Annotated in this window: 30 protein-coding genes; 12 read left to right on the top strand and 18 right to left on the bottom strand. The window is 67.5% G+C overall.

From position 1 onward, the window contains the following. The 4 genes from VLK61_RS00330 to rpsP all read right to left on the bottom strand — a co-directional run. Positions 1-178: 50S ribosomal protein L19 (locus VLK61_RS00330; RefSeq protein ID WP_325417131.1), on the bottom strand; the 178-nt coding region annotated here is incomplete at its 3' end. A 64-nt stretch (positions 179-242) separates the two neighbouring features. After that, positions 243-998: a tRNA (guanosine(37)-N1)-methyltransferase TrmD gene (gene trmD / locus VLK61_RS00325; protein WP_325417129.1), complete on the bottom strand. Its 756-nt coding sequence runs from the start codon at positions 996-998 to the stop codon at positions 243-245. An 18-nt stretch (positions 999-1,016) separates the two neighbouring features. After that, entirely contained in the window at positions 1,017-1,610 is a 594-nt protein-coding gene (gene rimM, locus VLK61_RS00320) for a ribosome maturation factor RimM (RefSeq protein WP_325417127.1), read from the bottom strand. Positions 1,611-1,661: 51 nt separating this feature from the next. After that, a complete protein-coding gene (rpsP, locus tag VLK61_RS00315) occupies positions 1,662-1,925 on the bottom strand; it encodes a 30S ribosomal protein S16 (protein WP_325417125.1) in 264 nt (87 codons plus the stop codon). Here rpsP and VLK61_RS00310 point away from each other — a divergent pair. From VLK61_RS00310 to VLK61_RS00300, 3 genes are read left to right on the top strand one after another with little or no spacing between them, the layout of a single operon-like run. Continuing rightward, positions 1,924-2,124 carry a hypothetical protein gene (locus tag VLK61_RS00310; RefSeq protein ID WP_325417123.1) on the top strand — a complete coding sequence of 67 codons (201 nt, stop codon included), beginning with the start codon at positions 1,924-1,926 and terminating at the stop codon, positions 2,122-2,124. The genes rpsP and VLK61_RS00310 overlap by 2 nt on opposite strands. Further along, on the top strand, positions 2,121-2,651 hold the full coding sequence (locus VLK61_RS00305; RefSeq protein ID WP_325417121.1) for a GNAT family N-acetyltransferase: 531 nt from the start codon (positions 2,121-2,123) through the stop codon (positions 2,649-2,651). The genes VLK61_RS00310 and VLK61_RS00305 overlap by 4 nt, the downstream gene beginning before the upstream one ends. An 8-nt stretch (positions 2,652-2,659) precedes the next feature. After that, positions 2,660-3,088: an NINE protein gene (locus VLK61_RS00300; protein ID WP_325417119.1), complete on the top strand. Its 429-nt coding sequence runs from the start codon at positions 2,660-2,662 to the stop codon at positions 3,086-3,088. A 9-nt stretch (positions 3,089-3,097) separates the two neighbouring features. Here the strand turns inward: VLK61_RS00300 and VLK61_RS00295 are convergent, their stop codons facing one another. The 9 genes from VLK61_RS00295 to murJ form a co-directional block, all read right to left on the bottom strand. Continuing rightward, entirely contained in the window at positions 3,098-4,114 is a 1,017-nt protein-coding gene (locus VLK61_RS00295) for an inorganic phosphate transporter (RefSeq protein ID WP_325417117.1), read from the bottom strand. 24 nt (positions 4,115-4,138) lie between these two features. After that, complete coding sequence (locus tag VLK61_RS00290) at positions 4,139-4,786, bottom strand: DUF47 domain-containing protein (protein WP_325417115.1); 648 nt, start codon at positions 4,784-4,786, stop codon at positions 4,139-4,141. Positions 4,787-4,853: 67 nt separating this feature from the next. Continuing rightward, the gene (folK, locus tag VLK61_RS00285; RefSeq protein ID WP_325417113.1) at positions 4,854-5,363 is read right to left on the bottom strand and encodes a 2-amino-4-hydroxy-6-hydroxymethyldihydropteridine diphosphokinase; all 510 of its coding nucleotides are present in this window, start codon (positions 5,361-5,363) and stop codon (positions 4,854-4,856) included. A 5-nt stretch (positions 5,364-5,368) separates the two neighbouring features. After that, on the bottom strand, positions 5,369-6,970 hold the full coding sequence (gene pcnB, locus VLK61_RS00280; RefSeq protein WP_325417112.1) for a polynucleotide adenylyltransferase PcnB: 1,602 nt from the start codon (positions 6,968-6,970) through the stop codon (positions 5,369-5,371). Beyond that, a complete protein-coding gene (locus tag VLK61_RS00275) occupies positions 6,967-7,635 on the bottom strand; it encodes an HAD family hydrolase (protein ID WP_325417110.1) in 669 nt (222 codons plus the stop codon). The genes pcnB and VLK61_RS00275 overlap by 4 nt, the downstream gene beginning before the upstream one ends. Continuing rightward, entirely contained in the window at positions 7,632-8,300 is a 669-nt protein-coding gene (gene hda, locus VLK61_RS00270; RefSeq protein ID WP_325417108.1) for a DnaA regulatory inactivator Hda, read from the bottom strand. Before hda ends, VLK61_RS00275 begins: the two co-directional genes overlap by 4 nt. 10 nt (positions 8,301-8,310) lie before the next feature. Further along, positions 8,311-9,372 (bottom strand): AI-2E family transporter, encoded by a 1,062-nt coding sequence (locus tag VLK61_RS00265; RefSeq protein ID WP_325417106.1) that lies wholly within the window; start codon positions 9,370-9,372, stop codon positions 8,311-8,313. A 112-nt stretch (positions 9,373-9,484) separates the two neighbouring features. Continuing rightward, positions 9,485-10,351: a SirB1 family protein gene (locus VLK61_RS00260; RefSeq protein ID WP_325417104.1), complete on the bottom strand. Its 867-nt coding sequence runs from the start codon at positions 10,349-10,351 to the stop codon at positions 9,485-9,487. Positions 10,352-10,445: 94 nt separating this feature from the next. Continuing rightward, the gene (murJ, locus tag VLK61_RS00255) at positions 10,446-12,011 is read right to left on the bottom strand and encodes a murein biosynthesis integral membrane protein MurJ (protein WP_325417102.1); all 1,566 of its coding nucleotides are present in this window, start codon (positions 12,009-12,011) and stop codon (positions 10,446-10,448) included. A gap of 129 nt (positions 12,012-12,140) precedes the next feature. Between murJ and rpsT the strand changes: the two genes are divergently transcribed. Then, entirely contained in the window at positions 12,141-12,449 is a 309-nt protein-coding gene (rpsT, locus tag VLK61_RS00250) for a 30S ribosomal protein S20 (RefSeq protein WP_325417100.1), read from the top strand. 68 nt (positions 12,450-12,517) lie between these two features. On the opposite strand, the gene VLK61_RS00245 is transcribed toward rpsT, so the two are convergent. Beyond that, on the bottom strand, positions 12,518-12,850 hold the full coding sequence (locus VLK61_RS00245) for a DUF3579 domain-containing protein (RefSeq protein WP_325417098.1): 333 nt from the start codon (positions 12,848-12,850) through the stop codon (positions 12,518-12,520). A 283-nt stretch (positions 12,851-13,133) separates the two neighbouring features. On the opposite strand from VLK61_RS00245, the gene VLK61_RS00240 reads away from it, so the two are divergent. Genes VLK61_RS00240 through VLK61_RS00225 form a run of 4 tightly spaced genes read left to right on the top strand, consistent with a single transcriptional unit; the run spans position 13,134 to position 17,521 of the window. Continuing rightward, complete coding sequence (locus tag VLK61_RS00240; RefSeq protein WP_325417096.1) at positions 13,134-14,318, top strand: aspartate aminotransferase family protein; 1,185 nt, start codon at positions 13,134-13,136, stop codon at positions 14,316-14,318. Further along, a complete protein-coding gene (gene argF / locus VLK61_RS00235; protein WP_325417094.1) occupies positions 14,315-15,247 on the top strand; it encodes an ornithine carbamoyltransferase in 933 nt (310 codons plus the stop codon). Before VLK61_RS00240 ends, argF begins: the two co-directional genes overlap by 4 nt. A gap of 41 nt (positions 15,248-15,288) precedes the next feature. Continuing rightward, complete coding sequence (locus VLK61_RS00230; RefSeq protein ID WP_325417092.1) at positions 15,289-16,032, top strand: metallophosphoesterase family protein; 744 nt, start codon at positions 15,289-15,291, stop codon at positions 16,030-16,032. After that, on the top strand, positions 16,022-17,521 hold the full coding sequence (locus VLK61_RS00225) for a serine/threonine protein kinase (protein ID WP_325417090.1): 1,500 nt from the start codon (positions 16,022-16,024) through the stop codon (positions 17,519-17,521). The genes VLK61_RS00230 and VLK61_RS00225 overlap by 11 nt, the downstream gene beginning before the upstream one ends. Here the strand turns inward: VLK61_RS00225 and VLK61_RS00220 are convergent. Further along, complete coding sequence (locus VLK61_RS00220) at positions 17,472-17,903, bottom strand: DUF3052 domain-containing protein (RefSeq protein WP_325417088.1); 432 nt, start codon at positions 17,901-17,903, stop codon at positions 17,472-17,474. The two genes, VLK61_RS00225 and VLK61_RS00220, sit on opposite strands and share 50 nt — an antisense overlap. Positions 17,904-17,969: 66 nt before the next feature. Here VLK61_RS00220 and VLK61_RS00215 point away from each other — a divergent pair, with 66 nt between their 5' ends. From VLK61_RS00215 to kynA, 4 genes are all read left to right on the top strand, one after another. Further along, positions 17,970-18,302, top strand: a complete 333-nt coding sequence (locus tag VLK61_RS00215) for a YkgJ family cysteine cluster protein (protein WP_325417086.1) — start codon at positions 17,970-17,972, stop codon at positions 18,300-18,302. A gap of 65 nt (positions 18,303-18,367) precedes the next feature. Continuing rightward, positions 18,368-18,997: an arylformamidase gene (gene kynB, locus VLK61_RS00210; RefSeq protein ID WP_325417084.1), complete on the top strand. Its 630-nt coding sequence runs from the start codon at positions 18,368-18,370 to the stop codon at positions 18,995-18,997. A gap of 7 nt (positions 18,998-19,004) precedes the next feature. Then, entirely contained in the window at positions 19,005-20,282 is a 1,278-nt protein-coding gene (gene kynU, locus VLK61_RS00205) for a kynureninase (protein WP_325417083.1), read from the top strand. Next, on the top strand, positions 20,279-21,115 hold the full coding sequence (gene kynA / locus VLK61_RS00200) for a tryptophan 2,3-dioxygenase (protein ID WP_325417080.1): 837 nt from the start codon (positions 20,279-20,281) through the stop codon (positions 21,113-21,115). Before kynU ends, kynA begins: the two co-directional genes overlap by 4 nt. Positions 21,116-21,150: 35 nt before the next feature. On the opposite strand, the gene VLK61_RS00195 is transcribed toward kynA, so the two are convergent. The 3 genes from VLK61_RS00195 to VLK61_RS00185 all read right to left on the bottom strand — a co-directional run. Next, positions 21,151-22,644, bottom strand: a complete 1,494-nt coding sequence (locus VLK61_RS00195; protein ID WP_325417078.1) for a Do family serine endopeptidase — start codon at positions 22,642-22,644, stop codon at positions 21,151-21,153. 119 nt (positions 22,645-22,763) lie between these two features. Then, the gene (locus VLK61_RS00190; RefSeq protein WP_325417076.1) at positions 22,764-23,252 is read right to left on the bottom strand and encodes an H-NS histone family protein; all 489 of its coding nucleotides are present in this window, start codon (positions 23,250-23,252) and stop codon (positions 22,764-22,766) included. 9 nt (positions 23,253-23,261) lie between these two features. Next, on the bottom strand, positions 23,262-23,704 hold a 443-nt coding region (locus VLK61_RS00185; protein WP_325417074.1), incomplete at its 5' end, for an EAL domain-containing protein.

The raw sequence follows: 23,704 nt of genomic DNA, 5'->3' as shown, positions 1-23,704 counted from the left end.
TGGAATTCAGCCCCCGGTTGCGCTTGGCGATCACCACGCCTTCGTAGGCCTGCACGCGCTTGCGGGTGCCTTCCACGACGTTGACATTGACGATCACGGTGTCGCCAGGGGCGAAGGCCGGGATGGTCTTGTTCAGGCGAGCAATCTCTTCCTGTTCGAGGGTGCGGATCAGATCCACTGGGGTTCTCCTGAAGCGATCGTACCGGCGCAAAGTGCCCGGCAGAGGATCGAAAAGCCTTCGATTATATGTCAGCAGCGCGAAGCGTCTTCTCGTCCTGCGCCGACAACTGTCCTGCGGCCCGCGCCGCGGCGATCAGGTCGGGTCGGCGGCGAGCGGTCAATCGCAGCATCTGGTCGCGGCGCCAGCGCGCGATCTCGGCATGGTGTCCGGACAGCAGCACCGGCGGTACCGGCAGCGGGCCTTCGGGTGTCTGCAGTACTTCGGGCCGGCTGTAGTGCGGGCAGTCCAGCAGGCCGGCCGAGAAACTGTCCTGCTCATGCGAGGGTGCGTTCAGCACACCTGGCTGCAACCGCGCCACCGCGTCGAGCAAGGCCAGCGCCGGCAGTTCACCGCCGGACAGCACGAAATCGCCCAGGCTCAACTCCAGCGTGACGTGGCGGTCGATGAAGCGCTGGTCGATGCCTTCGTAGCGGCCGCACAGCAGCACTGCGCCCGGGCCCTGCGCGAACTGTTGCACCACGGCTTGCGTCAGCATTTGCCCGGTCGGCGTGAAGTGCACCACAGGCACGGCGCTCTCATCGGCCCGGTCGGTGCGCACGGCTTCCAGCGCACGTTCCAGCGGCTCGACCAGCATCACCATGCCCGGGCCGCCGCCATAGGGCCGATCGTCGACGCGGCGGTACGCGTCCAATGCGTGGTCGCGCAAGGGCCACAGCCGCACATCGACCTGCCGCGATTCAAACGCGCGGCGCGTGATGCCTTGGGTCAGCTGCGGGCCGAACAGTTCGGGAAACAGCGTAATGACGTCGAAGCGCATGGCTGGACTGGCCGGACTTCAGTAGTCCAGCCCCCAATCGACCGTGATGCGGCGCTCGCTCAGGCTCACATCGTCGATGTAGGCGGCAACGAACGGGATCAGGCGTTCGGACTCCTCCAGCGAGGCCCCGGGCGCCACATCCGGCCGGCGCACACGCAGCACGCTGTGCGCGCCGGTGTCGAGCAGGTCGCTCACCGTGCCCAGCACCGCGCCGTCGCGGTTGATCACGGTGAGGCCGATCAGGTCCAGCCAGTAGTACTCACCCTCGCCGGCCGTCGGGAAGCTGGAACGCGCAATGAAGATGCGCGCCCCCTTCATGCCTTCGGCGGCGGTGCGGTCCGGCACTTCCTGCGCCGAGGCCACCACGCCATCACCGTGCTCCTTGGCCATCGTGATGCGCAGCAGCCGCGGGAAGGCGGCAGCCTTGGGCCCCGGCAGTTCGGGCGGGCGAACAAACCAGCGGCGGGAAGAAAACAGGGCCTGGGGGTCGGAAGAAAAAGGCTGAACGCGAATCCAACCCTTGATGCCCCAGGCGCCGATCACCCGGCCCACCTCGACGGCATCGTCGGGGAAGGCGGGTTCATCGGAATACCCCGGTGCGGCCGAAGTCATGGGAAACGGCGCAGCGAGGTGCTTGCGTCAGGTCGGTGGCCCGACCGGCGCTCAAGCCGCCGGAGCGACCTGGGCCTTGGCGGCATCCACCACCAGGCGCTTGACGGTGGGCGACAGCTGGGCGCCGACACCCTTCCAGTAGGTGATGCGATCGAGCGCCACGCGCAGCGGCTGCTCGCCACCGGCAGCCATCGGGTTGTAGAACCCGACGCGCTCGAGGTAGCGACCATCGCGACGTTCGCGCGAGTCAGCCACCACGATGTTGTAGAACGGGCGCTTCTTGGCGCCGCCACGAGCCAGTCGAATAACGACCATGATGATCTTCCGAAAAATCGTAGGCGACAGACCAGCCAAGGAGACACTCGAGGCCGAACCATCATTTCGCTGCCAGTGCGGATTGAAGCATGCACCGGCAGCACACTTCGGCCCTGTAGATACGCCGATGTTCCCACCGACCAGCGCCGAAACCCAGCATTATAAACTGCAGCGCTCGATTGCCCAGAGATTCGAATGAACGCCCTGTTGATCCGCTCCAGCACGCCGTCTGACCTGCCCGCGATCACCGCCATCTATGCCGACAACGTCTACACCGGCACCGGCACCTTCGAGCTGGAAGCGCCCGACGAAGACGAGATGGCCGACCGCCGCGATGGCGTGCTCGGCAAGGGCCTGCCCTGGCTGGTGGCCGAAAACCAGGGCAAGGTGCTGGGCTATGCCTATGCCAACCACTTCCGCCCGCGTCGCGCCTACCGCTTCTGCCTGGAAGACTCGATCTACCTGCACCACGATGCACGCGGCCGCGGCGTCGGCCGTGTGCTGCTGGCGGAGTTGCTGACGCGCTGCGAACTGCTGGGCGCGCGCCAGATGCTGGCAGTGATCGGCGATGCGGCCAATGCCGACTCGATCGCTCTGCATGCAGCGCTGGGCTTCGCGCACACCGGCAGGCTGAAGTCGGCGGGCTGGAAATTCGACCGTTGGCTCGATGTGGTGCTGATGCAGCGCACGCTGGGCCCGGGCGATGCCGCCCCGGCTGCCGATTGAGCGCAACGATGCGCATTCGATCGAAAGCCCTGGCCACCTGGCTGGCGCTGCTGGGCGGCTGCTTCGGCGCCCATCGCTTCTACCTGCACGGCAAGGGCGACCTGTGGGCCTGGTTGCACCCCTGGCCCACGCTGCTGGGCCTGGCGGGCGTGGTGCGCCTGCTCAATCTCGGACAGGATGACCCTATCGCGCGGCTGCTGATCCCGGTGCTGGGCCTGATGATCAGTCAGGCGATGCTGGCCGCCATCGTGATCGGCCTGACGCCGGATGAGCGCTGGCAGGCCCGCTATGCATCCGCCCGACCCGGTGGCTGGGCCGCGGTGCTGGGCGCGATCGCCGCCCTGATGATCGGCGGTGCGGTGCTGATGGGCACGGTGGCCTTCAGCGGCCAGATGTTCTTTGAATGGCAGGCCGAGCAGCAGGCCGCCCGGCCCTGATGCACCGCGTCAGAACAACTGCAGGCTGACCCAGTAGGCCACCGCCGCAACGAAGGCCGACGCGGGGATCGTGAAGATCCAGGCCCAGACGATGTTGCCAGCCACGCCCCAGCGCACCGCCGAGGCATGCTGCACCGAGCCGACGCCGACGATCGCGCCGGTGATGGTGTGGGTGGTGGACACCGGCACGCCGAACGCAGTAGCGATGAACAGCGTGATGGCGCCGCCCGTCTCGGCGCAGAAGCCGCCGACCGGCTTGAGCTTGGTGATGCGCTGGCCCATGGTCTTGACGATGCGCCAGCCGCCGAACATCGTGCCCATGCCGATCGCCAGGTAGCAGGCCCAGATGACCCAGGCGGGCGGGAACTTGTCGGTCGACAGCGCATAGCTGGGGCCGGCCGCGATCAGCAGCATCCAGATGATGCCGATGGTCTTCTGCGCGTCATTGCCGCCATGGCCCAGCGAATAAGCGCCGGCCGACACCAGTTGAAGGCGCCGGAACCATTTGTCCACCTTCAGCGGCGAGGTGCGTCGGCAAATCCAGGCCACCAGCACCATCATCAGCGAGCCCAGCAAAAAGCCCAGCAGCGGCGAAACGAAGATGAAGGCCACCGTCTTCGCAATGCCGGCGCCCACCAGCTTGCCGGCACCGGCCTTGGCGATCACCGCGCCGACGATGCCACCGATCAGCGCATGCGAGCTCGACGACGGAATGCCGTACCACCAGGTGATGATGTTCCAGGTGATGGCCCCCAGCAACGCGCCGAACACCACGTGCTGGTCGACGATGCCCGGCTCGACGATACCCTTGCCGACCGTTGCCGCAACCTTGAGTTCAAAGACTGCGATCGCGACGACATTGAAGAACGCGGCAAACAGCACCGCCCGCTGCGGCTTCAGTACGCCGGTCGAAACGACGGTGGCGATTGAATTCGCGGCGTCGTGGAACCCGTTCATGAAGTCGAACGCAATGGCCAGCACGACCAGCAGCGCAACGACCCAGAAGCTGACCTGGATGGCATCCATGCGATAGCGGGCGCGAAGCCGGGGTCAGGAGTTCTCGAGGACGATGCCCTCGATGATGTTGGCCACGTCCTCGCAGCGGTCGGAGATCGACTCCAGATGCTCGTACACCGCCTTCAGCTTGATCAGCTCGCGCACCTCGATGTTGTCGCGGAACAGCTTGCTCATCGCCGAGCGCATCACGCGGTCGGCATCGGACTCGAGGCGGTCGATCTCTTCGCAGGTCTTCAGCGCGGCCTCGGCCACGCTGGGCTGGCTGAGCTTGGACAGCAGGCTCACCGCGTGCTGCACCCGTTCGCAACACTTGGCCGAGATCTCGCCCAGGCGCAGCACGTCCTCGCTGACGTTCTGCAGGTCGTACAGCGACATCACTTCGGACGAGTCCTGCAGCAGATCGAGGATGTCGTCCATCTTGTTGATCAGGTCGCGAATCTGCTCGCGGTCGATCGGCGTGATGAAGGTCTTGTGCAGCAGGCGGTTGACCTCGGCGGTGATGCGGTCGGCCTGCTTCTCGGCGGCATCGACATCGGCGGCGTACTTCAGGCGCAGGCTCGGGTCGTTGTAGTACTGGACCATGGCCATGAAGGCGCGAGCACCCTCGGCAATGTACTTGCCGTGCTCGTTGAACATCTCGAAGAAATTGCCTTCGCGCGGCAGCAGCTTGCCGAACAGCATGGGGTGGTCTCCAGGGGGGGCCGGCCCACGGGAAGGCCGAAAGAGTCATCAAGCCGTCACAGGCTCGTCACGGCGCGATTGTAGGCGGCCGTCCTGTGCCGACTTCGCCCAGGCGCTCGATGGGCTGGCCAGCCACGGCGCCGAGATGGTCGGCCAGCAGGCCGAGCCCCGGCGCCTGCAGCGTCGGCGCCAACTCCAGCAGCGGCAGCAGCACGAAGGCGCGCTGGTGCAGCCGCGGGTGCGGCAGCGTCAGCGTGGGCGTGAGGAGCACGCTGTCGCCATGCAACAGCAGGTCCAGGTCCAGCGTGCGGGGCGCGTTGCGATACGGGCGCTCGCGGCCGAATGCGGTTTCGATAACCTGCAGCGCCGCCAACAACTCGGCCGGTGGCAGCGGCGTGTCCAGTTCGGCCACGGCGTTGATGAAATCGGGGCCTTGGGCGTCGATCGGGGCCGACCTGTACAGGCTGGAACTGCGCACCGTGCCCAGGGCCTGCAACCGCTGCAGCGCCTGGCACACCGTGAGGCGGGCGTCGCCAAGGTTGGCGCCCACGCCCACATAAGCGCGCGTGCCGGGCATGGCGTTCAGTCGGATGCGGGCGATTCGGCGCCGCCACCCGCGCCCTCCGCAGCGGCCCCACCACCGCCCGGCTTGCGCCGGCGGCGACGGCGTTTGCGCGCGGGCGCGTCGGGGGTGGCCGCTTCGCTGTCGCCTTCATCGTCGCCCGCCGGCGGCGCGCCGCTGGGTGCCGCGGCACGGGGCGGCGCCGGCACGCGTCGCGGCGCGCCCTTGCTGGCTTCGCGCGCCGACGCCAGCAGCGCCTCCCGCTCGTCGTCGCTGCCCAGAGAGAAGTCTTCCCACCATTCGGCCAACTCGACCGGCGCTTCGCCGACATCGGCGCGCAGGCGCAGAAAATCGAAGCCGGCGCGGAAGCGCGGCTGCTCGATCATCGAGAACGCGGTGTTGGCCTGCCGGCGCTCGAAGCGCGGCTGCATCATCCAGATCTCGCGCATGTCGCCTCCCAGCTTGCCGCGGCCGGACACGTCGCCGATGCGGGCATCGAACACCGCGTCGATGGCCTGCTGCAAGGCAGGGATGACATGCTCGCCCTGGGCCTTGAGCTGCTCCCAGCCGGTCAGCACGTCGTGCCACAGCAGGCAGGCCAGCAGGAAGCTGGGCGCCACCGACTTGCCTTCTTCGACCCGCCGATCGGTGTCGGCCAGCGCCTGCCGCACGAAGGCCTGCTGCAGCGGCGTGCTGCGCTGCTCGTCGTACACCGCGTCCAGAATGGCGAACACGCCGCGGTGCAGGCCCTGCGCCCTCAGCGCCTCGATGCTGGCCAGCGCATGACCGGTCTGCAGCAGCTTGATCATCTCGTCGAACAGCCGCGAGACCGGCACGTTGGCCAGTAAAGGCGCCAGCTGCTTGATCGGTGCGCCGGTCTTGGGCTCGAAGCCGAAGCCCAGCTTCGCGGCGAAGCGCACCGCGCGCACGATGCGCACCGGGTCTTCGCGGTAGCGCGCGGCCGGATCGCCGATCAGCCGCAGCAGGCGCTGCTTCACGTCGCCGAGGCCGCCGTGGTAGTCGACCACGATCTGCGTCTCGGGGTCGTAGTACATCGCGTTGATCGTGAAGTCGCGGCGCGCCGCGTCTTCGACCTGCGGACCCCAGACGTTGTCGCGCAGCACGCGGCCGCTGGCGTCCACCGCATGGGCCTGGCCGACGAGCTCGGCCTTCGAGGTCTTCTCGTTGCCTCCGATCTGCGTCGCTTCACTGGAATCCAGGAAAGCGCGGAACGTCGAGACCTCGATAACCTCGTGGTCGCGGCCACGGCCGAAGATCACATGCACCAGCCGGAAACGCCGGCCGATGATGAAGGCGCGGCGGAACTGCGCCTTGACCTGCTCCGGCGTGGCGTTGGTGGCCACATCGAAATCCTTGGGCCGGCGGCCGACCAGCAAGTCGCGCACTGCGCCGCCGACCACGTAAGCCTCGTAGCCGGCTTCCTTCAAGGCATGCACGACCTTGACCGCGCGCTCGTCGACCAGCGAGGGGTCGATGCCATGCTCGCTGGCCGGCACCTCGACACGTTGGCCCAGCGGGATGCGCGGGGCGTCGGGTTCGGCAGCGGCAGCCGTCGGCTTGGCCGGCTTGCCCAGCAGTTTGTCGATCAGTCGCTTGATCATGAAAAGAGCCTCAGGATGCGCCAGCCACGTTCGCCGGCGATGGTTTCGAGCGCCGGGCCCGGGTTGGTGGCCACCGGCTCGCTGGCGCGTTCGAGCAGCGGCAAGTCGTTGGTGGAATCGCTGTAGAAGACGGTGCGGTCGAAGTCCTGCCAGCGCTGCCCTTGCGTCGCCAGCCATTCATCGACACGGGTGATCTTGCCGGCCTGGAACGAGGGCAGGCCGGCGATGCGGCCAGTCACCGCGCCGCTGGCGTCCCGCTCCAAGTTCACCGCAATCAGGTCCGGCACGCCGAAGGCATCGGCGATCGGCCGGGTGATGAATTCATTGGTCGCAGTGACGATGGCCACCACATCGCCGGCCTTCTGGTGCGCACGCACCAGCTCGCGCGCCGGCGAGCGCAGTTGCGGCTGCATCACCTCGGTCATGAAACGCTGGCTGGCCAGGGCCTGCTCGGCTTGGCTGCGCTGGCGCCAGGGCGCGGTGGCGAACTCGATGTAGCCGTGGATGTCCAGGCAGCCGGCCTGGTACTGCTTGAAGAAGTGCTCGTTGCGCTGGTGAAACGCGTCGGCATCGACCCAGCCCAGCGTGATCAGGAACTCGCAGAACGCGTGATCGGAATCGCCCTCGATCAGCGTGCCGTCCAGGTCGAACAAGACCAGGTTCATTCGCTCTCCTCGGCCAGCATCTTCTTCAACAAAGGCACGGTGACATGGCGGTGTTCGGCCAGCGCAAAGTCGTCCAGGCGGTCCAGCAGATTCATCAGGAATTTCAGGTCGCGCTCGAAGCGCGTCAGCAGATAACTCATCACATCATCGGAGAGAAAGATGCCGCGGCGATCAGCCTCGCGGCGCAGCGCAGCGCGGGTTTCGCCTTCGGCCAGCGGCTGCAGCGCGAAAACATGGCCCCAGCCCAGGCGGGTTCGCAAGTCGTCACGCAGCGGCAGGTCCACCGGCGGCAGACGGCCGGCGGCAGCCCATTGCACGCCATGGCTGCCGGCTTCGACAAACAGCGCAAAAGCCGCTTGCTGGTGTTCAACGTCCAGCGCATCGCAGCGGTCCACCACCACCAGGCTCCAGCTTTCGTCCAGTACCCAGGGCAGTGGATCGCCAGCGTCGAACCAGCCGATGCGCTCGCCCTCACCCTGCCTTTGTGCGGCCAGGGCCCGCAGCAGCCGGGTCTTGCCGGTGCCGCTGCTGCCCCACAGGTACACCGGTGCGGCCGGCAGTGCCAGCGTGCGCAGGTGCTGCACCGCTTCGGCATTGGGGCCGGCGAGCAGCGAATCGAATCCGGCTGCCGGCGGCGGCGTGATGGCCAAGGGGATCTGCTTCATCCCGGGTCTGTCATCCCTGGTAGAGCTGGCTGGCCAGGTAGCGCGTGCGCGCCCGGCGCAGCGCCACCACGGCCACCGCGCTGGCCGGTAGCGCCACCAGCACGCCGACGAAGCCGAACAACTGGCCAAAGGCCAGCAGCGCGAAGATCACCGCCAGCGGGCTCAGGCCGATGCGCTCACCCACCAGGCGCGGCGTCAGCACGAAGCTTTCCAACAACTGGCCGATGCCATAGACCACCGCCACTGCCAGCACACCCTTGAGGCTGGCGAACTGCAGCAAGGCTGCCAGCAGCGACAGCATCAGCCCGAGGCCGAAGCCGACATACGGAATCGCCACCGCCAGGCCGGTGAACACACCCAGCGGCAGCGCCAGGTCGAAGCCGGCCAGCGCCAGTCCGGCCGCGTAGTACACCGCCAGCACCGCCATCACCACCAGTTGCCCTCGCAGGTACTGGCCCAGCATGCTGTCGCATTCATCGAGAAAGCCTTGCGACGAGCTCCGCAGCCGCGGCGGCATCAGCTGCTGCACCTGCTGCACCAGGTTCGGCCAGTCCATCAGCAGGTAGAACAGCACCACCGGCACCAGCACCGCATTGCCGAACACCGACAGCAGCACGCTGCCGCCGATGCGCGCCGAGCTGAGCGCCGCGCCCAGCCAGTCTTCCATGTTGGCGTCCAGCAGGTTCGCCAGCCAGCCCTTGAGACTGGCGAAGTCCAGACTGACCTGGATGCCGAACTGCTGCAGCCAGGGCGCCAGCGTCTGGTCCATGCGGTCCAGCAGCGGCGGGATCTGCGCCTTCAGCAGCGGCAGTTCCTTGACCAGCACCGGCACCAGCAGCAGCAGCAAGGCCAGCGCCACCAGCAGCGCCAGCACCTCGACCACCAGCACCGCCACCACGCGCGGCACCCGCCGCGCGGCCAGCCGCTCGACCACCGGATGCAGCACATAGGCCAGCACCGCGGCGACGACAAACGGCGTCAGCACCGGCGCCAGCAGCCACAGCAGCAGGCAGGCGGCGGCCGCGAGGCTCAGCCAGGTCAGCGTTTGTCGTTGAGCGGGTGTCAGGGTCATGGTGGCATCGAGGCGCTCGTCGCGCCCGGCGGCAGCCCGGGATCAGGGCCGCGGCGAGTATCCGGCGGCGGCCGCTGGCCGCGCCGAATTTCGCATTGTAAGAGGCGCCCTCTCAATGCAGCCGCGGCGCGCCAAAGCGCCGCAACTCGCTGACCCGCTGGCGCAGCAGCGCAGCATCGTCGGCATCCGGCCGCTGCGACAGGTAGACCTCCAGGTCGGCCACCGCCTCGCCGGGGTGGCCCAGCTCGGCCCAGGCCAGGCCCCGGTCGCGCCGTTCCTCGGCCGCCTCCGGCAGCAGCACCACCAGGCGTTGCAGCACGGCCAGCAGGCGCGGCCAGTCGCCGGCGCTGCGGTGGATCTCCTTCAGGTTGCGCAGCAGGCGCGACAACACCTCGCGAGGCTCGGCGGCCTGCAGGAACAGCCCGAGCGGCGTCTCGTAGTCCCCGTGCAAGCCGTGGCGCTTGCGGTAGGGCGCGAGCCGCTCGTCCAGATCCTCACGCGACAGCGAACGCCCGCTGAACGGGTCGATCACCACCTCGCCCTGGGGCATGCGCAGCTTGATCAGGAAATGGCCGGGAAACGACACCCCACGCGCGACCAGCCCCAGCTGCGTGGCCAACTCGGTGTACAGCAGCGCCAGCGTGATCGGAATGCCTCGGCGCGTGGCCAGCACCTCGCTGAGGTAGCTGTTGCGCCGGTCGTAGTAGTCGTTGACGTTGCCGGCAAAACCCAGCTCTTCGAAGAAGTAGTGGTTCAGCGAGCGCAGCCGCTGCATCGCCGAGGCATCGGCCGGCACACGGCGCTTCAGCCGCGCCGCCAGGCCGTCGATCTCGGCCAGCACGGCCTGGGCGTCGAGCTGCGGATGATCGTCCTGGGCCACCACGATGGCGGCTTCGAGCAGCGCAAAACTCGCATCGTCGGCCACCAGCGTGGCGAAATACGCCAGCGCTGTGGGAGCCTGCAGCGACAGGTTCTTCATGGCGCCAAGTCTAGAGCCTGCTCAAGGAAATGTGGCTCTGCCACTTTCCTTGATCCCCGCGGGGGACTGCCGGCCCCGGCCGGCATAGGGGCGATCATCCTTGGCGGCGCAGGGCTTCGCGCAGGTTCATGCCACTGACCGCCAGCGTGCCGAAGTACAGCATCACCGCGCCGAGCAGCGTCAGCGCCAGCAGCCCGGCGCGCCGGGCCTCATGGGCGCCCAGCGCGAGCCAGTCGAACTGCCGCGCCGCGATGGCCAGGCCCACGCCCATCACCGCACAGGCCAGCACGATGCGCCCGGTGAACGCCGGCCAGCCGGCCGCCGGACGCCAGTGGTCCAGGCGCTTCAGGCCCCACAGCAGCCAGCCGGCATTGACGATCGCGGCCAGTCCGAGCGACAGCGTCAGCGCAGGGACCCCCAGCCAGGGCACCAATGCGGCGTTGAAGACCTGCGTCAGCACCATCACGCCGATGCCCACGCGCATCGGCGTGCGCATGTCCTGCCGCGCGTAATAGCCCGGCGCAACGACCTTCACGCCGACCAGCCCGATCAGCCCGACGCCATAGCCCGCGGTGGCGGCCGCCGCCAGCTGCGCGGCCTGGCCATCGAACGCGCCGCGGTGGAACAGCGTGGCCACCATCGGCAGCGCAAACACGCCCAGCACCACCGCGCAGGGCAAGGCCAGCAGCAGCACCATGCGCAGGCCCCAATCCAGCAGCCCGGAATAGGCCTGCCAGTCATCCCGCGCCTGTGCCGATGACAGCTGCGGCGTCAGCACCATGCCCAGCGCCACGCCGAGCATCGCGATCGGCAACTCCATCAGCCGATCGGCGTATTGCAGCGTGGACACGGCACCGGCCCCCAGGTGCGAGGCAATCTGCGAGTTGATCACCAGGGACAGCTGCGCGACCGATACGCCCAGGATCGCCGGGCCCATCTTGCTGAGGATCTGCCGGACGCCCGGGTGCGCCCAGGCCGCACGCAGCCGCGACCAGGTCACACCGATGCGCGGCAGCGCGAAGATGCGCATCAGCGCCGGCACCTGCAGGCCCAGCTGCAGCACGCCGCCCAGCATCACGCCGATGGCCATGGCATACACCGGCTCGATGCCGCGCTGGCGCAGCACCGGTGTCAGCAGCCAGGCGCAAGCGATCACCGACAGGTTCAACAGCACCGGCGTGAAGGCCGGTATGGTGAACTGCCGCCAGGTGTTCAGCACGCCGGACGACAGCGCCACCAGCGACATGCAGCCGATGTACGGGAACATCCAGCGCGTCATCAGCACCGCCGCCTCGGTGGTGGCCGGATCGAAGCCGGAGGCCATCAGCCAGACGAACACCGGCGCGGCCGCGACGCCCAGCACGCAGACGCCCACCAGCACCCAGGTCATCACCGTGGCCACCGCGTCGACCAGCCGGTGCGTGGCCTCGTCACCATGCTGGGCCCGCGTGGCCGCCAGCAGCGGCACGAAGGCTTGCGAGAACGCGCCTTCGGCAAACAGCCGGCGCAGCAGGTTCGGGATGCGGAAGGCGATGAAGAACGCATCCATCGTTGCCGAGGTGCCGAACAGCGCGGCGCCGATCTGGTCGCGCACCAGCCCGGTGATGCGCGACAACAGCGTCAGCGCGGAAATGGAGAAGGCGGCCTTGAGGAGGTTCATCGGGCGGCGGGATTATAGGGAGCCACCTTGTTCCGTCACCCCGCCGGCTTGGCTTGCAGCACAGGGCAGGCTATACTCGCGGTCTTTGCCTCATCCGGGCTGAAGCCCTAGCACACCAGGTATACCCCCATGGCAACCGCATCCAAAGCCAAGAAGAAAACCGTTCGCCTGGCATCAGGCCGCAAGCGCGCCCGCCAGGACGTCAAGCTGAACGCGAACAACACCGCTCTGCGCTCGCACTTCCGCACGGTGATCAAGAACGTCCAGAAGGCCATCGACAAGGCTGTGTCGGGTGGCGACAAGGCCAAGCCGGCCGAGCTGTTCAAGACCGCCCAGTGCGTGATCGATTCGGTCGCCGACAAGGGCATCTTCCACAAGAACAAGGCCGCTCGCCACAAGAGCCGCCTGGCTGCCAAGATCAAGGCGCTCGCGGCCTGATCACACATCCCGGATGAGCAAGAAAAGGCCCGCAACGCGGGCCTTTTTCATGGGCGCTCGGCAGTGCGCTACTCGGCAGGCTTCGCCGGCACCTCGGGAAGCAGGCAGGCCTCCACCACCTGCAGTTCGTTGTCGCGGGCAAAGTTCATCACGAAGTCCCAGGCCATCGGCTCGATGCCGCGCAGCGCCTCGTTGACGATCACGCATTTCACGTTCTCGATCACCCGCGGCACGCAGTACGGCGAATAGCCGATGTGGGCGCCGATGCCGCCCTGCCCGCCACCGGGCCGGAAGCTGGACAAGGCACCGGCCAGGCGCTCGGCCCAATCGCTGGGCCGGAAGGCCTTGCCGCTGAGCGTGACGCCCTGGATGAAGAACTCGCGCGGCTTATCGGCAGACATGCGGGCCAGTGAGGTGGAAAGTGGTCCGAACGGGACCCGGGAAACAACGATGGGGCGATGGGCAGATCGACGCGCCGCAACAGGCGCCGCCCGATCCACGGCAGGACCGCTATTGTGCCTTCGAAGTGCTGCGCTGCAGCATGCATGGAGACGCGCCTGGCAGGTCCGTCCCTGTGCTATCGGTCACCCAAAGCCGACCTTTAGAATCGACGCCCCAGCAGGCCGGTGCTTTGCCTTGGGGGCGAGGACCGGCTTTCTCCTTTCTGATCCACGGAGCACTTCGATGACATCCCATCTGATGAACACCTACGGCCGGCTGCCTTTTGCGCTGTCGCATGGCCGAGGCTGCCGCGTCTGGGACACCGAGGGCCGAGAGTATCTGGATGCGCTGGCCGGCATCGCCGTCAACACGCTGGGCCATGCTCACCCGAAACTGGTGCCGGCGCTGCAGGACCAGGTGAGCAAGCTGATCCATTGCTCCAACTACTACCAGGCACCGCTGCAGGAAGCGCTGGCCGCCAAGCTGTGTGAACTGTCCGGCATGAGTGCCGCGTTCTTCTGCAACAGCGGCCTCGAAGCCAATGAAGGCGCGCTGAAGATCGCGCGCAAGTTCGGCCATGACCGCGGCATTCACAGTCCCGAGATCATCGTCTACGACAAGGCCTTCCACGGCCGCTCGATCGCCACCTTGTCGGCCACCGGCAACCCGAAGATCCAGAAGGGCTTCGAGCCGCTGGTCGAAGGTTTCGTGCGGCTGCCGTTGAACGACATCGAGAAAGTGCGCGAGGTCGGCCGCACGAACAAGAACGTCGTCGCGGTGTTCCTCGAAACCATCCAGGGCGAAGGCGGCATCAACCCGACACGCGTCGACACGCTGCGCGAACTGCGCGCTGTCTGCGACGAGAACAACTGGCTGCTGATGCTCGACGAAGTGCAGTGCGGCATCGGCCGCACCGGCAAGTGGTTCGCGCACCAGTGGGCCGGCATCGTGCCCGACGTGATGCCGCTGGCCAAGGGCCTGGGCTCGGGCGTGCCGATCGGCGCCATCGTTGCCGGCCCGCGGGCCAAGGATGTGCTGGGCCCCGGCAACCACGGCACCACCTTCGGCGGCAACCCGCTGGCCATGCGCGCCGGCGTGGAGACGCTGCGCATCATGGAAGAAGACGGCCTGATGGCCAATGCCGCGGCAATGGGCGAACGCATCCGTGCCGGCATCACCGAAGGCCTGCGCGGCGAGAGCGGCTTTGTCGAGATCCGCGGCCAGGGCCTGATGATCGGCGTGCAACTCGACCGCCCGTGCAACGAACTGCTCGGCCGCGCGGCCAAGGAAGCCGGCCTGCTGATCAGCGTCACCGCCGACAGCGTGATCCGGCTGCTGCCGGCGCTGATCCTGTCGCCGGCCGAAGCCGACGAGATCGTCAGCCGCCTGGTGCCGCTGGTGAAAGATTTCCTCAGCAGCAAACCATGAAACCCGGGTACAGCCTGATGAAGCACTACCTGCAGTTCAAGGACCTGCGCGCCGAGGAGTACGCCTACCTGTTCGCCCGCGCCGCGATCATCAAGACGCGCTTCAAGAACTACGAGCGCTACCAGCCGCTGCTCGACCGCACGCTGGCGATGATCTTCGAGAAAGCCAGCACACGCACCCGCGTCAGCTTCGAGGCCGGCATGTACCAGATGGGCGGCTCGGTGGTGCACCTGACCACCGGCGACAGCCAGCTCGGCCGAGCCGAGCCGATCGAGGATTCAGCGCGCGTGATCAGCCGCATGGTCGACCTGGTGATGATCCGCACCTTCGAGCACACCAAGCTCGAGACCTTTGCCGCGCACTCGCGCGTGCCGGTGATCAACGGCCTGACCAACGAGTTCCACCCCTGCCAGATCCTGGCCGACGTGTTCACCTACATCGAGCACCGCGGCTCGATCGCCGGCAAGGTGGTGGCCTGGGTCGGCGATGGCAACAACATGGCCAACACTTGGCTGCAGGCGGCCGACATCCTGGGCTTCACGCTGCATGTCAGCACGCCCAGCGGCTTCGAAGTCGACCCGGTGCTGGCCGGCGTGGCCAACCCGGCCTGCATCAAGGTCTTCAAGAGCCCGTTCTCGGCCTGCGAAGGTGCCCACCTGGTGACCACCGACGTCTGGACCAGCATGGGCTATGAAGCCGAGAACGAAACCCGCATGAAGGCCTTTGCCGACTGGTGCGTCGATGCGCAGATGATGTCGCTGGCCCAGTCCGATGCCCTGTTCATGCACTGCCTGCCGGCGCATCGCGGCGAGGAGGTCAGCGCCGAGGTGATCGACGGGCCACAGTCGGTCGTCTGGGACGAGGCCGAGAACCGCATGCACGTGCAGAAAGCGCTGATGGAATACCTGCTGCTCGGAAGGATAGGCTGAGCCCGGACAGCACGGTCTGAGCGCATGATGGCACCCGTACGATGAAAACCGCCGTCATCACCGACCTGCACGCCAACCGCGAGGCGGTGGAGTCCGTGCTCGAGCACGCCCGCGCGCAAGGCCCCCACAGCTGGATGCTGCTCGGCGACTTCGTCGGCTACGGCGCCGATCCCGGCTGGGTCGTCGACACCGTGCGCGAGATGGTGCGCAACGGTGCCTTTGCCGTGCAGGGCAACCACGACCTGGCCGTCGTGCTGGGCGCTTCGCCGCAGATGCGCCCTGAACCGCGCTTCGTGATCGACTGGACGCGTGCGCAACTCACGCCTGCGCAGATCGACTTCCTCGCCTCGCTGCCGCTCACGGTGCAACGAGGCGACCAGCTCTTCGTGCACGCCAATGCCTGGGCACCGGCGGGCTGGGAGTACATCACCGGCCGCATGGAGGCCGTGCGCAGCCTGCACGCCACGCGCTCCCGCTACACCTTCTGCGGCCACATGCACGAGCCCAGGCTGTTCCACCTGTCGGGCGCCGGCAAGGCCGGCGACTTCGTGCCGACACCCGGCGTGCCGATCCCGGTGCCGCCGCACCGCCAGTGGCTGATCATCCCCGGCTCGGCCGGCCAGCCGCGCGACGGCAACCCGGCCGCCTGCTACGCGATGTTCGACGACGAAGCCGCGACCATCACCTACCACCGCGTGCCCTACGACCACCAAGCCGCCGGCGCCAAGATCCTGGCCGCCAACTTGCCGCAACGCCTGGCCCTGCGGCTCGAAGATGGACAGTAGGCTGTATTCGCAGACGCTGGGCTACACCGGCAAGGATGGTGAACAGACCGGCAGCCCGCTTCACGCGGGCCAGGTGGTCGACCGCTTCCGGCTCGAAGAGAAGCTGCATGTCGGCGGCATGGCGCATATCTGGCGCGTCAGCGAAGTCAACCACTCCGGTGATTCGCGCCTGCCGCTGATCATGAAGGTGCCGCGCATCAAGGGCGGCGAAGACCCGGCCACCATCGTCGGCTTCGAAGTCGAAATGATGATCATGCCGATGCTCAGCGGCGCGCACGTGCCGAAGTTCATCGCCAAGGGCGACTTCACGCGCCAGCCCTTCATCGTGATGGAGTGCATCGAGGGCCTGTCGCTGAAGCCCCGGCTTGACGACGCGCCGCTGGCGTTGGACGAAGTCATCGAGATCGGTTCGCGTGTGGCCACTGCGCTGCACGACCTGCACCGCCAACACCTGGTGCACCTGGACATCAAGCCCAGCAACATCATGTTCCGGCCCGACGGCACCGCCGTGCTGGTGGACTTCGGCCTGTCGCGGCACGACCACCTGCCCGACCTGCTGGACGAAGAGTTCATGCTGCCCATGGGCACCGGGCCCTACATGTCGCCCGAGCAGGTGCAGTTCGTGCGCAACGATCCGCGCAGCGACCTGTTCGCCCTTGGCGTGATGCTCTACCACTTCACCACCGGCGAGCGCCCCTTCGGCCAGCCCGACAGCGTGCGCGGCCTGCGCCGCCGCCTGTGGCTGGACGCGATGCCGCCGCGCGCGCTGCGCGCCGACTGCCCGCCCTGGCTGCAGGAGGTGATCCTGAAATGCCTGGAGGTCAAGCCCGAGCGCCGCTACCACAGCGCCGCGCAGCTGGCGCTGGACCTGCAGAACCCCAGCCAAGTGGCGCTGACGCGGCGCGCCGAACGGCTGCAGAAAAGCGGTGCGATCAAGACCTTCAAGCGCTGGTTCTTTGCGCTGGGCGATGAACCGGGACAGCAGCGCGACAAGGCCAGCGATCAGCTGGCGCGCAGCCCGATCATCCTGGCCGCGGTGGATGTCGACAACGCCACCGGCGAGTTGCTGGAACGGCTGCGCGAGACGGTGCGCCGCATCGTCGTCACCGAGCCCGGCGCGCGGCTGGCCTGCGTCAGCGTGATGAAGACCGCGCGCATCGGCATGGATGAACTGGTCGACGAACAGGGCCAGAGCCTGCACGTCAAGCAGCTGGTCGGCCTGAAGCACTGGGCGCGGCCGATCAGCAAGGGCCTGAACCTCGACGAAGGCCGACTGACCTTCCATGTGCTCGAAGCCTCCGATGCCGCCGCGGCGATCGTCGAATTCGCGCGCCGCAACCAGGCCGACCACATCGTGATGGGTGCGCGCGGAGCATCGGGCCTGCGGCGCTTTCTGGGCAGCGTGTCGTCGCAGGTGGTGGCGGAGTCGGACTGCACCGTCACCGTGGTGCGGGCCGCGGGCGCTCCGACACTCGAACCACCAGCTTGAGACCGGACCAGGTGGCATCGACCGCGCAGACCTTGATGTCCACCCAGCCCAGCGGCAGGGCCAGTTCGCGGATCACGTCTTCGGTGATGTCGGTCGGCCGCTTCGAGGCCTTCTTGGGCCATGACACCCACAGCACGGCGTCCGGCGCCAGTGTCTTGCGCAACGCCGCCAGGTGTCGAGCCAGCACGCTGCGCTGCTCGACGAACAAATGCACCAGCGCCAACATGGCGTCCGGCCGGGGTTGCAGCAGCAAGGGCTGCGGCGCATCGGGCACCAGCGTGCCATAAGGCTGCGGCGCATCGATCACGCAGATGCGCTGGCCGGCCGCCAGGCCCAGCTTCTTCCACAATGGCGTGCCCGAATAACCGGCGGTGCTTGGCATGTCGTCCTCCCCGTATCCAACGATGGTCAGCCCCTGGCACCGGCGCACTGCCCCTCGAGGCCTGAAATGAGCGGCAATCCCTGCACCACCTGCGGTGCCTGTTGTGCCAGCTTCCGTGTCGATTTTGCGCGAGAGGAACTGCGCAGCGAAGGCGGCAGCGTGCCCGACGGCCTGGTGGTGGACGTCAATGCCACGCTGTGCCGCATGCGCGGCACCGACCACGCCCGCCCGCGCTGCGCGGCGCTGGTCGGCCGCGTCGGCGAGCAGGCCAGCTGCGGCATCTACGAATGGCGGCCCGGCCCCTGCCGGGAGTTCGGACTGCGCGCGCCGCAGGGCCTGGGCGATGAGGCCTGCGCTCGTGCCCGCGCACGCCATGGCCTGCCGCCACTGCCGATGTAGCCTTCAGCGCAGGCGCCCACATACTTTAGTTGTCAACTAATTCCAAGACGCCTATCATCGCGCCGATGAAGCGCCTGTGGGACATCTCGCCACCTGTCGGACCCGCGTCGCCGGTGTTTCCGGGCGATGCGCCGTTCCAGCTGCAATGGGGCTGGACCTTGGGGCCGGAGTGCCCGGTGAACGTCAGCACGCTGACCCTCTCGCCGCACACCGGCGCGCATGCCGATGCGCCGCTGCACTACGACGCGGCCGGTGCACCGGTGGGCGCGCTGGACCTCGCGCCTTACCTGGGTCCCTGCCGCGTGATCCATGCCATCGGCTGCGGACCCTTGATCGAGTGGCGGCACCTGGCCCATGCCCTCGACCGCCTGCCGCCCCGCGTGCTGGTACGCACCTACGCCAAGGCACCGAGCGGCTGGGATCCGGCGCTGGCGGGCTACGCACCCGAGACCGTCGAACGCCTGGCCGACGCCGGTGTGCGGTTGATCGGCATCGACACCGCCAGCATCGACCCCGCCGACAGCAAGCACTTGCTCAGCCACCAGGTGATCCGCCGCCGCGACCTGCGGGTGCTGGAGAACCTGGTGCTCGACGAGGTGGCCGAAGGCGACTACGAATTGATTGCCCTGCCCTTGAAACTGGCCACCGCCGATGCCTCGCCGGTGCGCGCGGTGCTGCGATCGCTCCAAGACTGAGACACCGATGACACGAGACGATGCCCTGGCGCTGGACGCCGAAGATCCGCTGGCCGCGCTGCGCGAACAGTTTGCGTTGCCCGACGGGCTGATCTACCTCGACGGCAACTCGCTCGGTGTGCTGCCGCGCAGCACCGCCGCCCGGGTGCAGCAGGTGGTGACCGAAGAATGGGGCCAGGGCCTGATCGGCAGCTGGAACGCCGCCGGTTGGATGCAGCTGCCGCAGCGCGTGGGGGACAAGATCGCCACGCTGGTCGGCGCCGCGCCGGGCGAACTGGTAGTGGCCGATTCGACTTCGGTGAACCTGTTCAAGGTGCTGAGCGCGGCGCTGCAGATGCAGCAAGCCGACGCGCCGCAGCGCCGCGTGATCGTCTCCGAGCGCAGCAATTTCCCGACCGATCTGTACATCGCCGAATCGCTGGCCCGCCAGTTCGGCTGCACGCTGCGGCTGGTGAATTCGCCGCAGGAGATTGCCGCCGCGTTGAATGCCGACACCGCGCTGCTGATGCTGACGCAGGTGAACTACCGCACCGGCCACCTGCACGACATGGCGGATTTGAGCGCTGCCGCGCACGCCGCCGGCGCGCTGGCGGTGTGGGACCTGGCACATTCGGCCGGCGCCTTGCCGGTGCAGCTGAATGCCGACGGCGCGGACTTTGCCGTCGGCTGCGGCTACAAGTACCTGAACGGTGGGCCCGGCGCGCCGGCCTTCGTGTGGGTGCGGCCCACGCATGTGTCGCGTTTTCGCCAGCCGCTGTCCGGCTGGATCGGCCATGCCGCGCCCTTCGCCTTCACGCCCGGCTACCAGCCGGCCGAGGGCATCACACGTTATCTGTGCGGCACACCCTCGGTGACCGCCACGGCTGCGCTGGAGTGCGGCGTCGACACCCTGCTGGCCGCGTTGCCGCTGGGCGGCATGGCGGCCCTGCGTGCCAAGTCGCTGGCCTTGACGCGCCTGTTCACAAGCCTGGCCGAAACCCGCTGCGCCGGCCACGGCCTCACGCTGGCCTCGCCGCGCGACGATGCCCGGCGCGGCAGCCAGGTCTGCCTGGCGCGCGACGATGGCGCCTACGCCATCGTGCAGGCGCTCATTGCCCGCGGCGTGGTCGGCGATTTCCGCGCCGGCGATGCGGCAGACGGCTTGCCCGACATCCTGCGCTTCGGCGTCACGCCGCTGTACACCCGCTTCGTCGACGTCTGGGACGCCGTCGAACACCTGCGCCAGGTGCTGGTCTCCGGCGAATGGCAGCAATCCCGCTTCAACCAACGCAGCGCAGTGACATGAATCCCGACACCCCTATCGAGCACCACGGCGCGAAGCTCGACTTCTCCGCCGACATGAGCTACAGCGACTACCTGCAGCTCGATGCGCTGCTGAATGCCCAGCATCCACGCTCGCCGGACCACAACGAGATGCTGTTCATCATCCAGCACCAGACCAGCGAGTTGTGGATGAAGCTGATGCTGCATGAGCTGCGCGCCGCGGTGGCGGCGATCGCGGCCGATCAGCTGCCGCCGGCGTTCAAGATGCTGGCCCGCGTCTCGCGCATCATGGAACAGCTGGTGCATGCCTGGGATGTGCTGGCAACGATGACGCCGCCCGAATACAGCGCCATCCGCCCCTACCTCGGCCGCTCCTCCGGCTTTCAAAGCTGGCAATACCGCTGCATCGAATTCCTCCTCGGCAACAAGAAGGCGGCGATGCTGAAGCCACATTCCCACCGGCCAGAATTGCTGGCGCAGGTGGAGGCGGCTTGGCGCGCGCCATCCTTGTACGACGAAGCCTTGCGCCTGCTGGCGCGCCGGGGCATAACCGTTCCGGAAAGCCACACCGAGCGCGACTGGACGCAGGCCTACCAGGCCAGCGATGGCGTTCAGCAAGCCTGGCTCTCGGTCTACCGCACACCGCAGAGCCAGTGGGACCTGTACCAGTTGGGCGAAGAACTCACCGACCTGGAAGACGCCTTCCGGCTCTGGCGCTTTCGCCACCTGACCACCGTGCAGCGCATCATCGGCGAGAAGCGCGGCACCGGTGGCACCGCGGGCGTCGGCTACCTGCGCCAGATGCTCGACGTCGTGCTGTTCCCCGAGATCTGGGCAGTACGCACCGACCTCTGAACACTCAAAGGCCAGTGCGCTGAACCCTCACGCGTTCAGGACAGGGGCACCGGCACGAACAAGCGGTCGCCATCGCGCCAGACCAGCAGCGCGACGCTCTTCGGCTTGCCGTCGAGCACCTTGCGGATGTCGTCGATCGAATCGACCGGCTTGCCATTGATGGCCACCACCACGTCGCCCTGCGCCAGCCCGGCGCGTGCCGCGGCGCCTTGTGCGCCCTGCACTACCAGGCCGTTGCCCAACTGGGCTTGCTGGCGTTCTTCACGCGTCAACGGCCGCAAGGACAGGCCCAGCTTGCCTTGCTCAGCCACGCCACCGGCATCGGCCACCGATTCGTTCTCGGCGCGCGCGGTACCCAGCGTGACGGTGATATCCCGTTCGGCCTGTTCACGCCAGATCTTCAGCTTGACCTTCTCACCCGGCTGGCCGAGTCCGATGCGGCTGGACACGGCACCGGCATGCGTCATCGCTTCGCCATCGACCTGCAGGATCACGTCGCCGGCTTTCAAGCCCGCGGCCGCCGCCGGACTCTTGGGATCGACGCTCGCCACCAGTGCGCCATCGGGCCGCTTCAGGCCAAAGGACTCGGCCAGACTCTGATTCATGTCCTGCACCGCGACACCCAGGCGCGCATGCGAGGCCTTGCCGGTGGCGACGATCTGGTCGCGCACTTTCATCGCCACATCGATCGGAATCGCAAAGCTCACGCCCTGGAATCCACCGGTGCGCGAATAGATCTGCGCATTGATGCCGATCACGTTGCCGGCCGCATCGAACAGCGGCCCGCCGGAATTGCCGGGGTTCACCGCGGCATCGGTCTGGATGAAAGGCACGAAAGCATCACCCGGCAATGAACGGCCCTTGGCACTGACAATGCCGGAGGTCGCCGTCTGCTCCAGGCCATACGGCGCGCCAATGGCCAGCACATAGTCGCCGACCATCAACGACTTGGGGTCCCCCAGCCGCACGATGGGCAAGCCCTTGGCCTCGATGCGCAGCACCGCGATGTCGGTGGCCGCGTCCGAACCCAGCACCTTGGCCGCGTATTCGCGGCGGTCGGCCAATCGCACCGACACTTCCTTGGCATCGCGCACCACATGCGCATTGGTCAGGATCAGCCCGTCGGCCGAGACCACGAAGCCCGAGCCCTGGCCCTTGAAAGGCTGGTCGGGCATCTGGCCGCGCCAGCCGGGCAGGCCGCGGAAGAAGCGCTCCATCGGATCGCTGCCGCGCAGCGCCTGGCCATCTTCGTTCGAGGCCTTGCGCAGGCCTTCGACGCTGACGCCCACCACGGCCGGTCCGAACTGCTGCACGATGGCGCGGTAGTTCGGCGCCGTGCCCGGCGGCAACTGCGGCAGCGGTGCCACGGCCGCCGCGGCAGCCACTGGCGTCACCGCCGCCGGAGGGGTCGAATTCGCCGACTTCTTGTTGAACCAGGGCAGGTCGAAAGCGCCGGCAGTCGTCACGACGGCCAGGCCACCGCCCAGCATGGCCCAAGCCACGGGTTTCCAGGTCTTTGCTTTGTTCATGTGCGCAGCTCCTTGAGTTGCCATGTCAGATGGCCGGAGTCTGCGCACCGCACATGAGCGCTCGATGAGCGCAGCGTGAAGCGAGGATTAAGACCGGGGCGATCGGGCCCCAGGCGTCTTCACGCCCTCAGGTCTTCCGGCTTCTTGCCGGCGTCGAGGGCAGCCTTGAACCACTTCGGCTTCGGGCCGCGGCCGGACCAGCTGTTGCCGGCTTCGTCGCGGTATTTCGCGACCGGCGTCTTCATCTCGGCGGCGGGCTTCTTGTCGCCCTTCTTGACCTTGTTCGGACCCCGGGTCTTGCGCGGCGCGGCAGCGCCGTCGGCGCCCAGGCCGAGTTCGGCAGCGGTGATGCTGTAGTGCGCAATGGCGTCCCTGATGCGCGCCACGACACCGGACTTTTCGCTGGCCTTGATGGCATCGGCCTCGCGTTGCAAGGCTTGGATCTGCTTTTCAATCTGGGCCAATGTCTTTGCCATAGGTCTCTTCAAACGGGGTTGGAAAGACTGCGAGCATAAATCACTTGGCGAATCCGGCGGTATTGGGTATATCGCGGCATTCAATGCGGCATGAATGCCCATTGCGCCTTCGGCTTCGAATTCGACGGCCACAGGGCGAGACTACTTCGCCGTGCCCCGGCTGCGCGCCAGCACCTGCATGCTCTCTTCCCGGCTGCGCGCCCATTCGACGAACTGCTGCGCATCCACCGCCGGGCTGTACAGAAAGCCCTGGCCGAAGTTGCAGCCCAGGCGGCCCAGCATCTGGTGCTGTGCCTCGGTCTCGACCCCTTCGGCCACCACCTGCAGGCCCAGCGCATGGGCCATCGAGACCGCCGCTTCGACGATGGCGGCGTCGCTGCGATCGTGCGGCAGGTCGCGCACGAAGCTGCGGTCGATCTTCAGCTTGGCCGCCGGCAATTTCTTCAGGTAGGCCAGCGACGACAGGCCGGTGCCGAAGTCGTCGATCGCGATGCGCACGCCGCGCTCGCGCAGCGCCGTGAGCAAGCGGATGTTGTCGTCCACGTCTTCCACCAGCGTGTGTTCGGTGAGTTCGATCTCCAGCA

The sequence above is a fragment of the Aquabacterium sp. genome (assembly GCF_035476535.1).
In the GTDB taxonomy this organism is placed as follows: Bacteria; Pseudomonadota; Gammaproteobacteria; order Burkholderiales; family Burkholderiaceae_C; genus Pseudaquabacterium.
This window is presented reverse-complemented; position numbering and strand designations above follow the sequence as displayed.

Coding starts and splice junctions, on each gene's coding strand:
- kynA (WP_325417080.1), top strand. CDS start 20,279: ATGAATCCCGACACCCCTATCGAGCACCACGGCGCGAAGCTCGACTTC.
- VLK61_RS00230 (WP_325417092.1), top strand. CDS start 15,289: ATGAAAACCGCCGTCATCACCGACCTGCACGCCAACCGCGAGGCGGTG.
- VLK61_RS00265 (WP_325417106.1), bottom strand. CDS start 9,372: ATGACCCTGACACCCGCTCAACGACAAACGCTGACCTGGCTGAGCCTC.
- folK (WP_325417113.1), bottom strand. CDS start 5,363: ATGCCCGGCACGCGCGCTTATGTGGGCGTGGGCGCCAACCTTGGCGAC.
- VLK61_RS00245 (WP_325417098.1), bottom strand. CDS start 12,850: ATGTCTGCCGATAAGCCGCGCGAGTTCTTCATCCAGGGCGTCACGCTC.
- trmD (WP_325417129.1), bottom strand. CDS start 998: ATGCGCTTCGACGTCATTACGCTGTTTCCCGAACTGTTCGGCCCGCAG.
- VLK61_RS00195 (WP_325417078.1), bottom strand. CDS start 22,644: ATGAACAAAGCAAAGACCTGGAAACCCGTGGCTTGGGCCATGCTGGGC.
- VLK61_RS00295 (WP_325417117.1), bottom strand. CDS start 4,114: ATGGATGCCATCCAGGTCAGCTTCTGGGTCGTTGCGCTGCTGGTCGTG.
- VLK61_RS00240 (WP_325417096.1), top strand. CDS start 13,134: ATGACATCCCATCTGATGAACACCTACGGCCGGCTGCCTTTTGCGCTG.
- VLK61_RS00220 (WP_325417088.1), bottom strand. CDS start 17,903: ATGCCAAGCACCGCCGGTTATTCGGGCACGCCATTGTGGAAGAAGCTG.
- VLK61_RS00290 (WP_325417115.1), bottom strand. CDS start 4,786: ATGCTGTTCGGCAAGCTGCTGCCGCGCGAAGGCAATTTCTTCGAGATG.
- hda (WP_325417108.1), bottom strand. CDS start 8,300: ATGAAGCAGATCCCCTTGGCCATCACGCCGCCGCCGGCAGCCGGATTC.
- VLK61_RS00225 (WP_325417090.1), top strand. CDS start 16,022: ATGGACAGTAGGCTGTATTCGCAGACGCTGGGCTACACCGGCAAGGAT.
- murJ (WP_325417102.1), bottom strand. CDS start 12,011: ATGAACCTCCTCAAGGCCGCCTTCTCCATTTCCGCGCTGACGCTGTTG.
- VLK61_RS00300 (WP_325417119.1), top strand. CDS start 2,660: ATGCGCATTCGATCGAAAGCCCTGGCCACCTGGCTGGCGCTGCTGGGC.
- VLK61_RS00275 (WP_325417110.1), bottom strand. CDS start 7,635: ATGAACCTGGTCTTGTTCGACCTGGACGGCACGCTGATCGAGGGCGAT.
- rpsT (WP_325417100.1), top strand. CDS start 12,141: ATGGCAACCGCATCCAAAGCCAAGAAGAAAACCGTTCGCCTGGCATCA.
- rpsP (WP_325417125.1), bottom strand. CDS start 1,925: ATGGTCGTTATTCGACTGGCTCGTGGCGGCGCCAAGAAGCGCCCGTTC.
- VLK61_RS00310 (WP_325417123.1), top strand. CDS start 1,924: ATGATGATCTTCCGAAAAATCGTAGGCGACAGACCAGCCAAGGAGACA.
- argF (WP_325417094.1), top strand. CDS start 14,315: ATGAAACCCGGGTACAGCCTGATGAAGCACTACCTGCAGTTCAAGGAC.
- kynU (WP_325417083.1), top strand. CDS start 19,005: ATGACACGAGACGATGCCCTGGCGCTGGACGCCGAAGATCCGCTGGCC.
- kynB (WP_325417084.1), top strand. CDS start 18,368: ATGAAGCGCCTGTGGGACATCTCGCCACCTGTCGGACCCGCGTCGCCG.
- rimM (WP_325417127.1), bottom strand. CDS start 1,610: ATGACTTCGGCCGCACCGGGGTATTCCGATGAACCCGCCTTCCCCGAC.
- VLK61_RS00305 (WP_325417121.1), top strand. CDS start 2,121: ATGAACGCCCTGTTGATCCGCTCCAGCACGCCGTCTGACCTGCCCGCG.
- VLK61_RS00260 (WP_325417104.1), bottom strand. CDS start 10,351: ATGAAGAACCTGTCGCTGCAGGCTCCCACAGCGCTGGCGTATTTCGCC.
- pcnB (WP_325417112.1), bottom strand. CDS start 6,970: ATGATCAAGCGACTGATCGACAAACTGCTGGGCAAGCCGGCCAAGCCG.
- VLK61_RS00215 (WP_325417086.1), top strand. CDS start 17,970: ATGAGCGGCAATCCCTGCACCACCTGCGGTGCCTGTTGTGCCAGCTTC.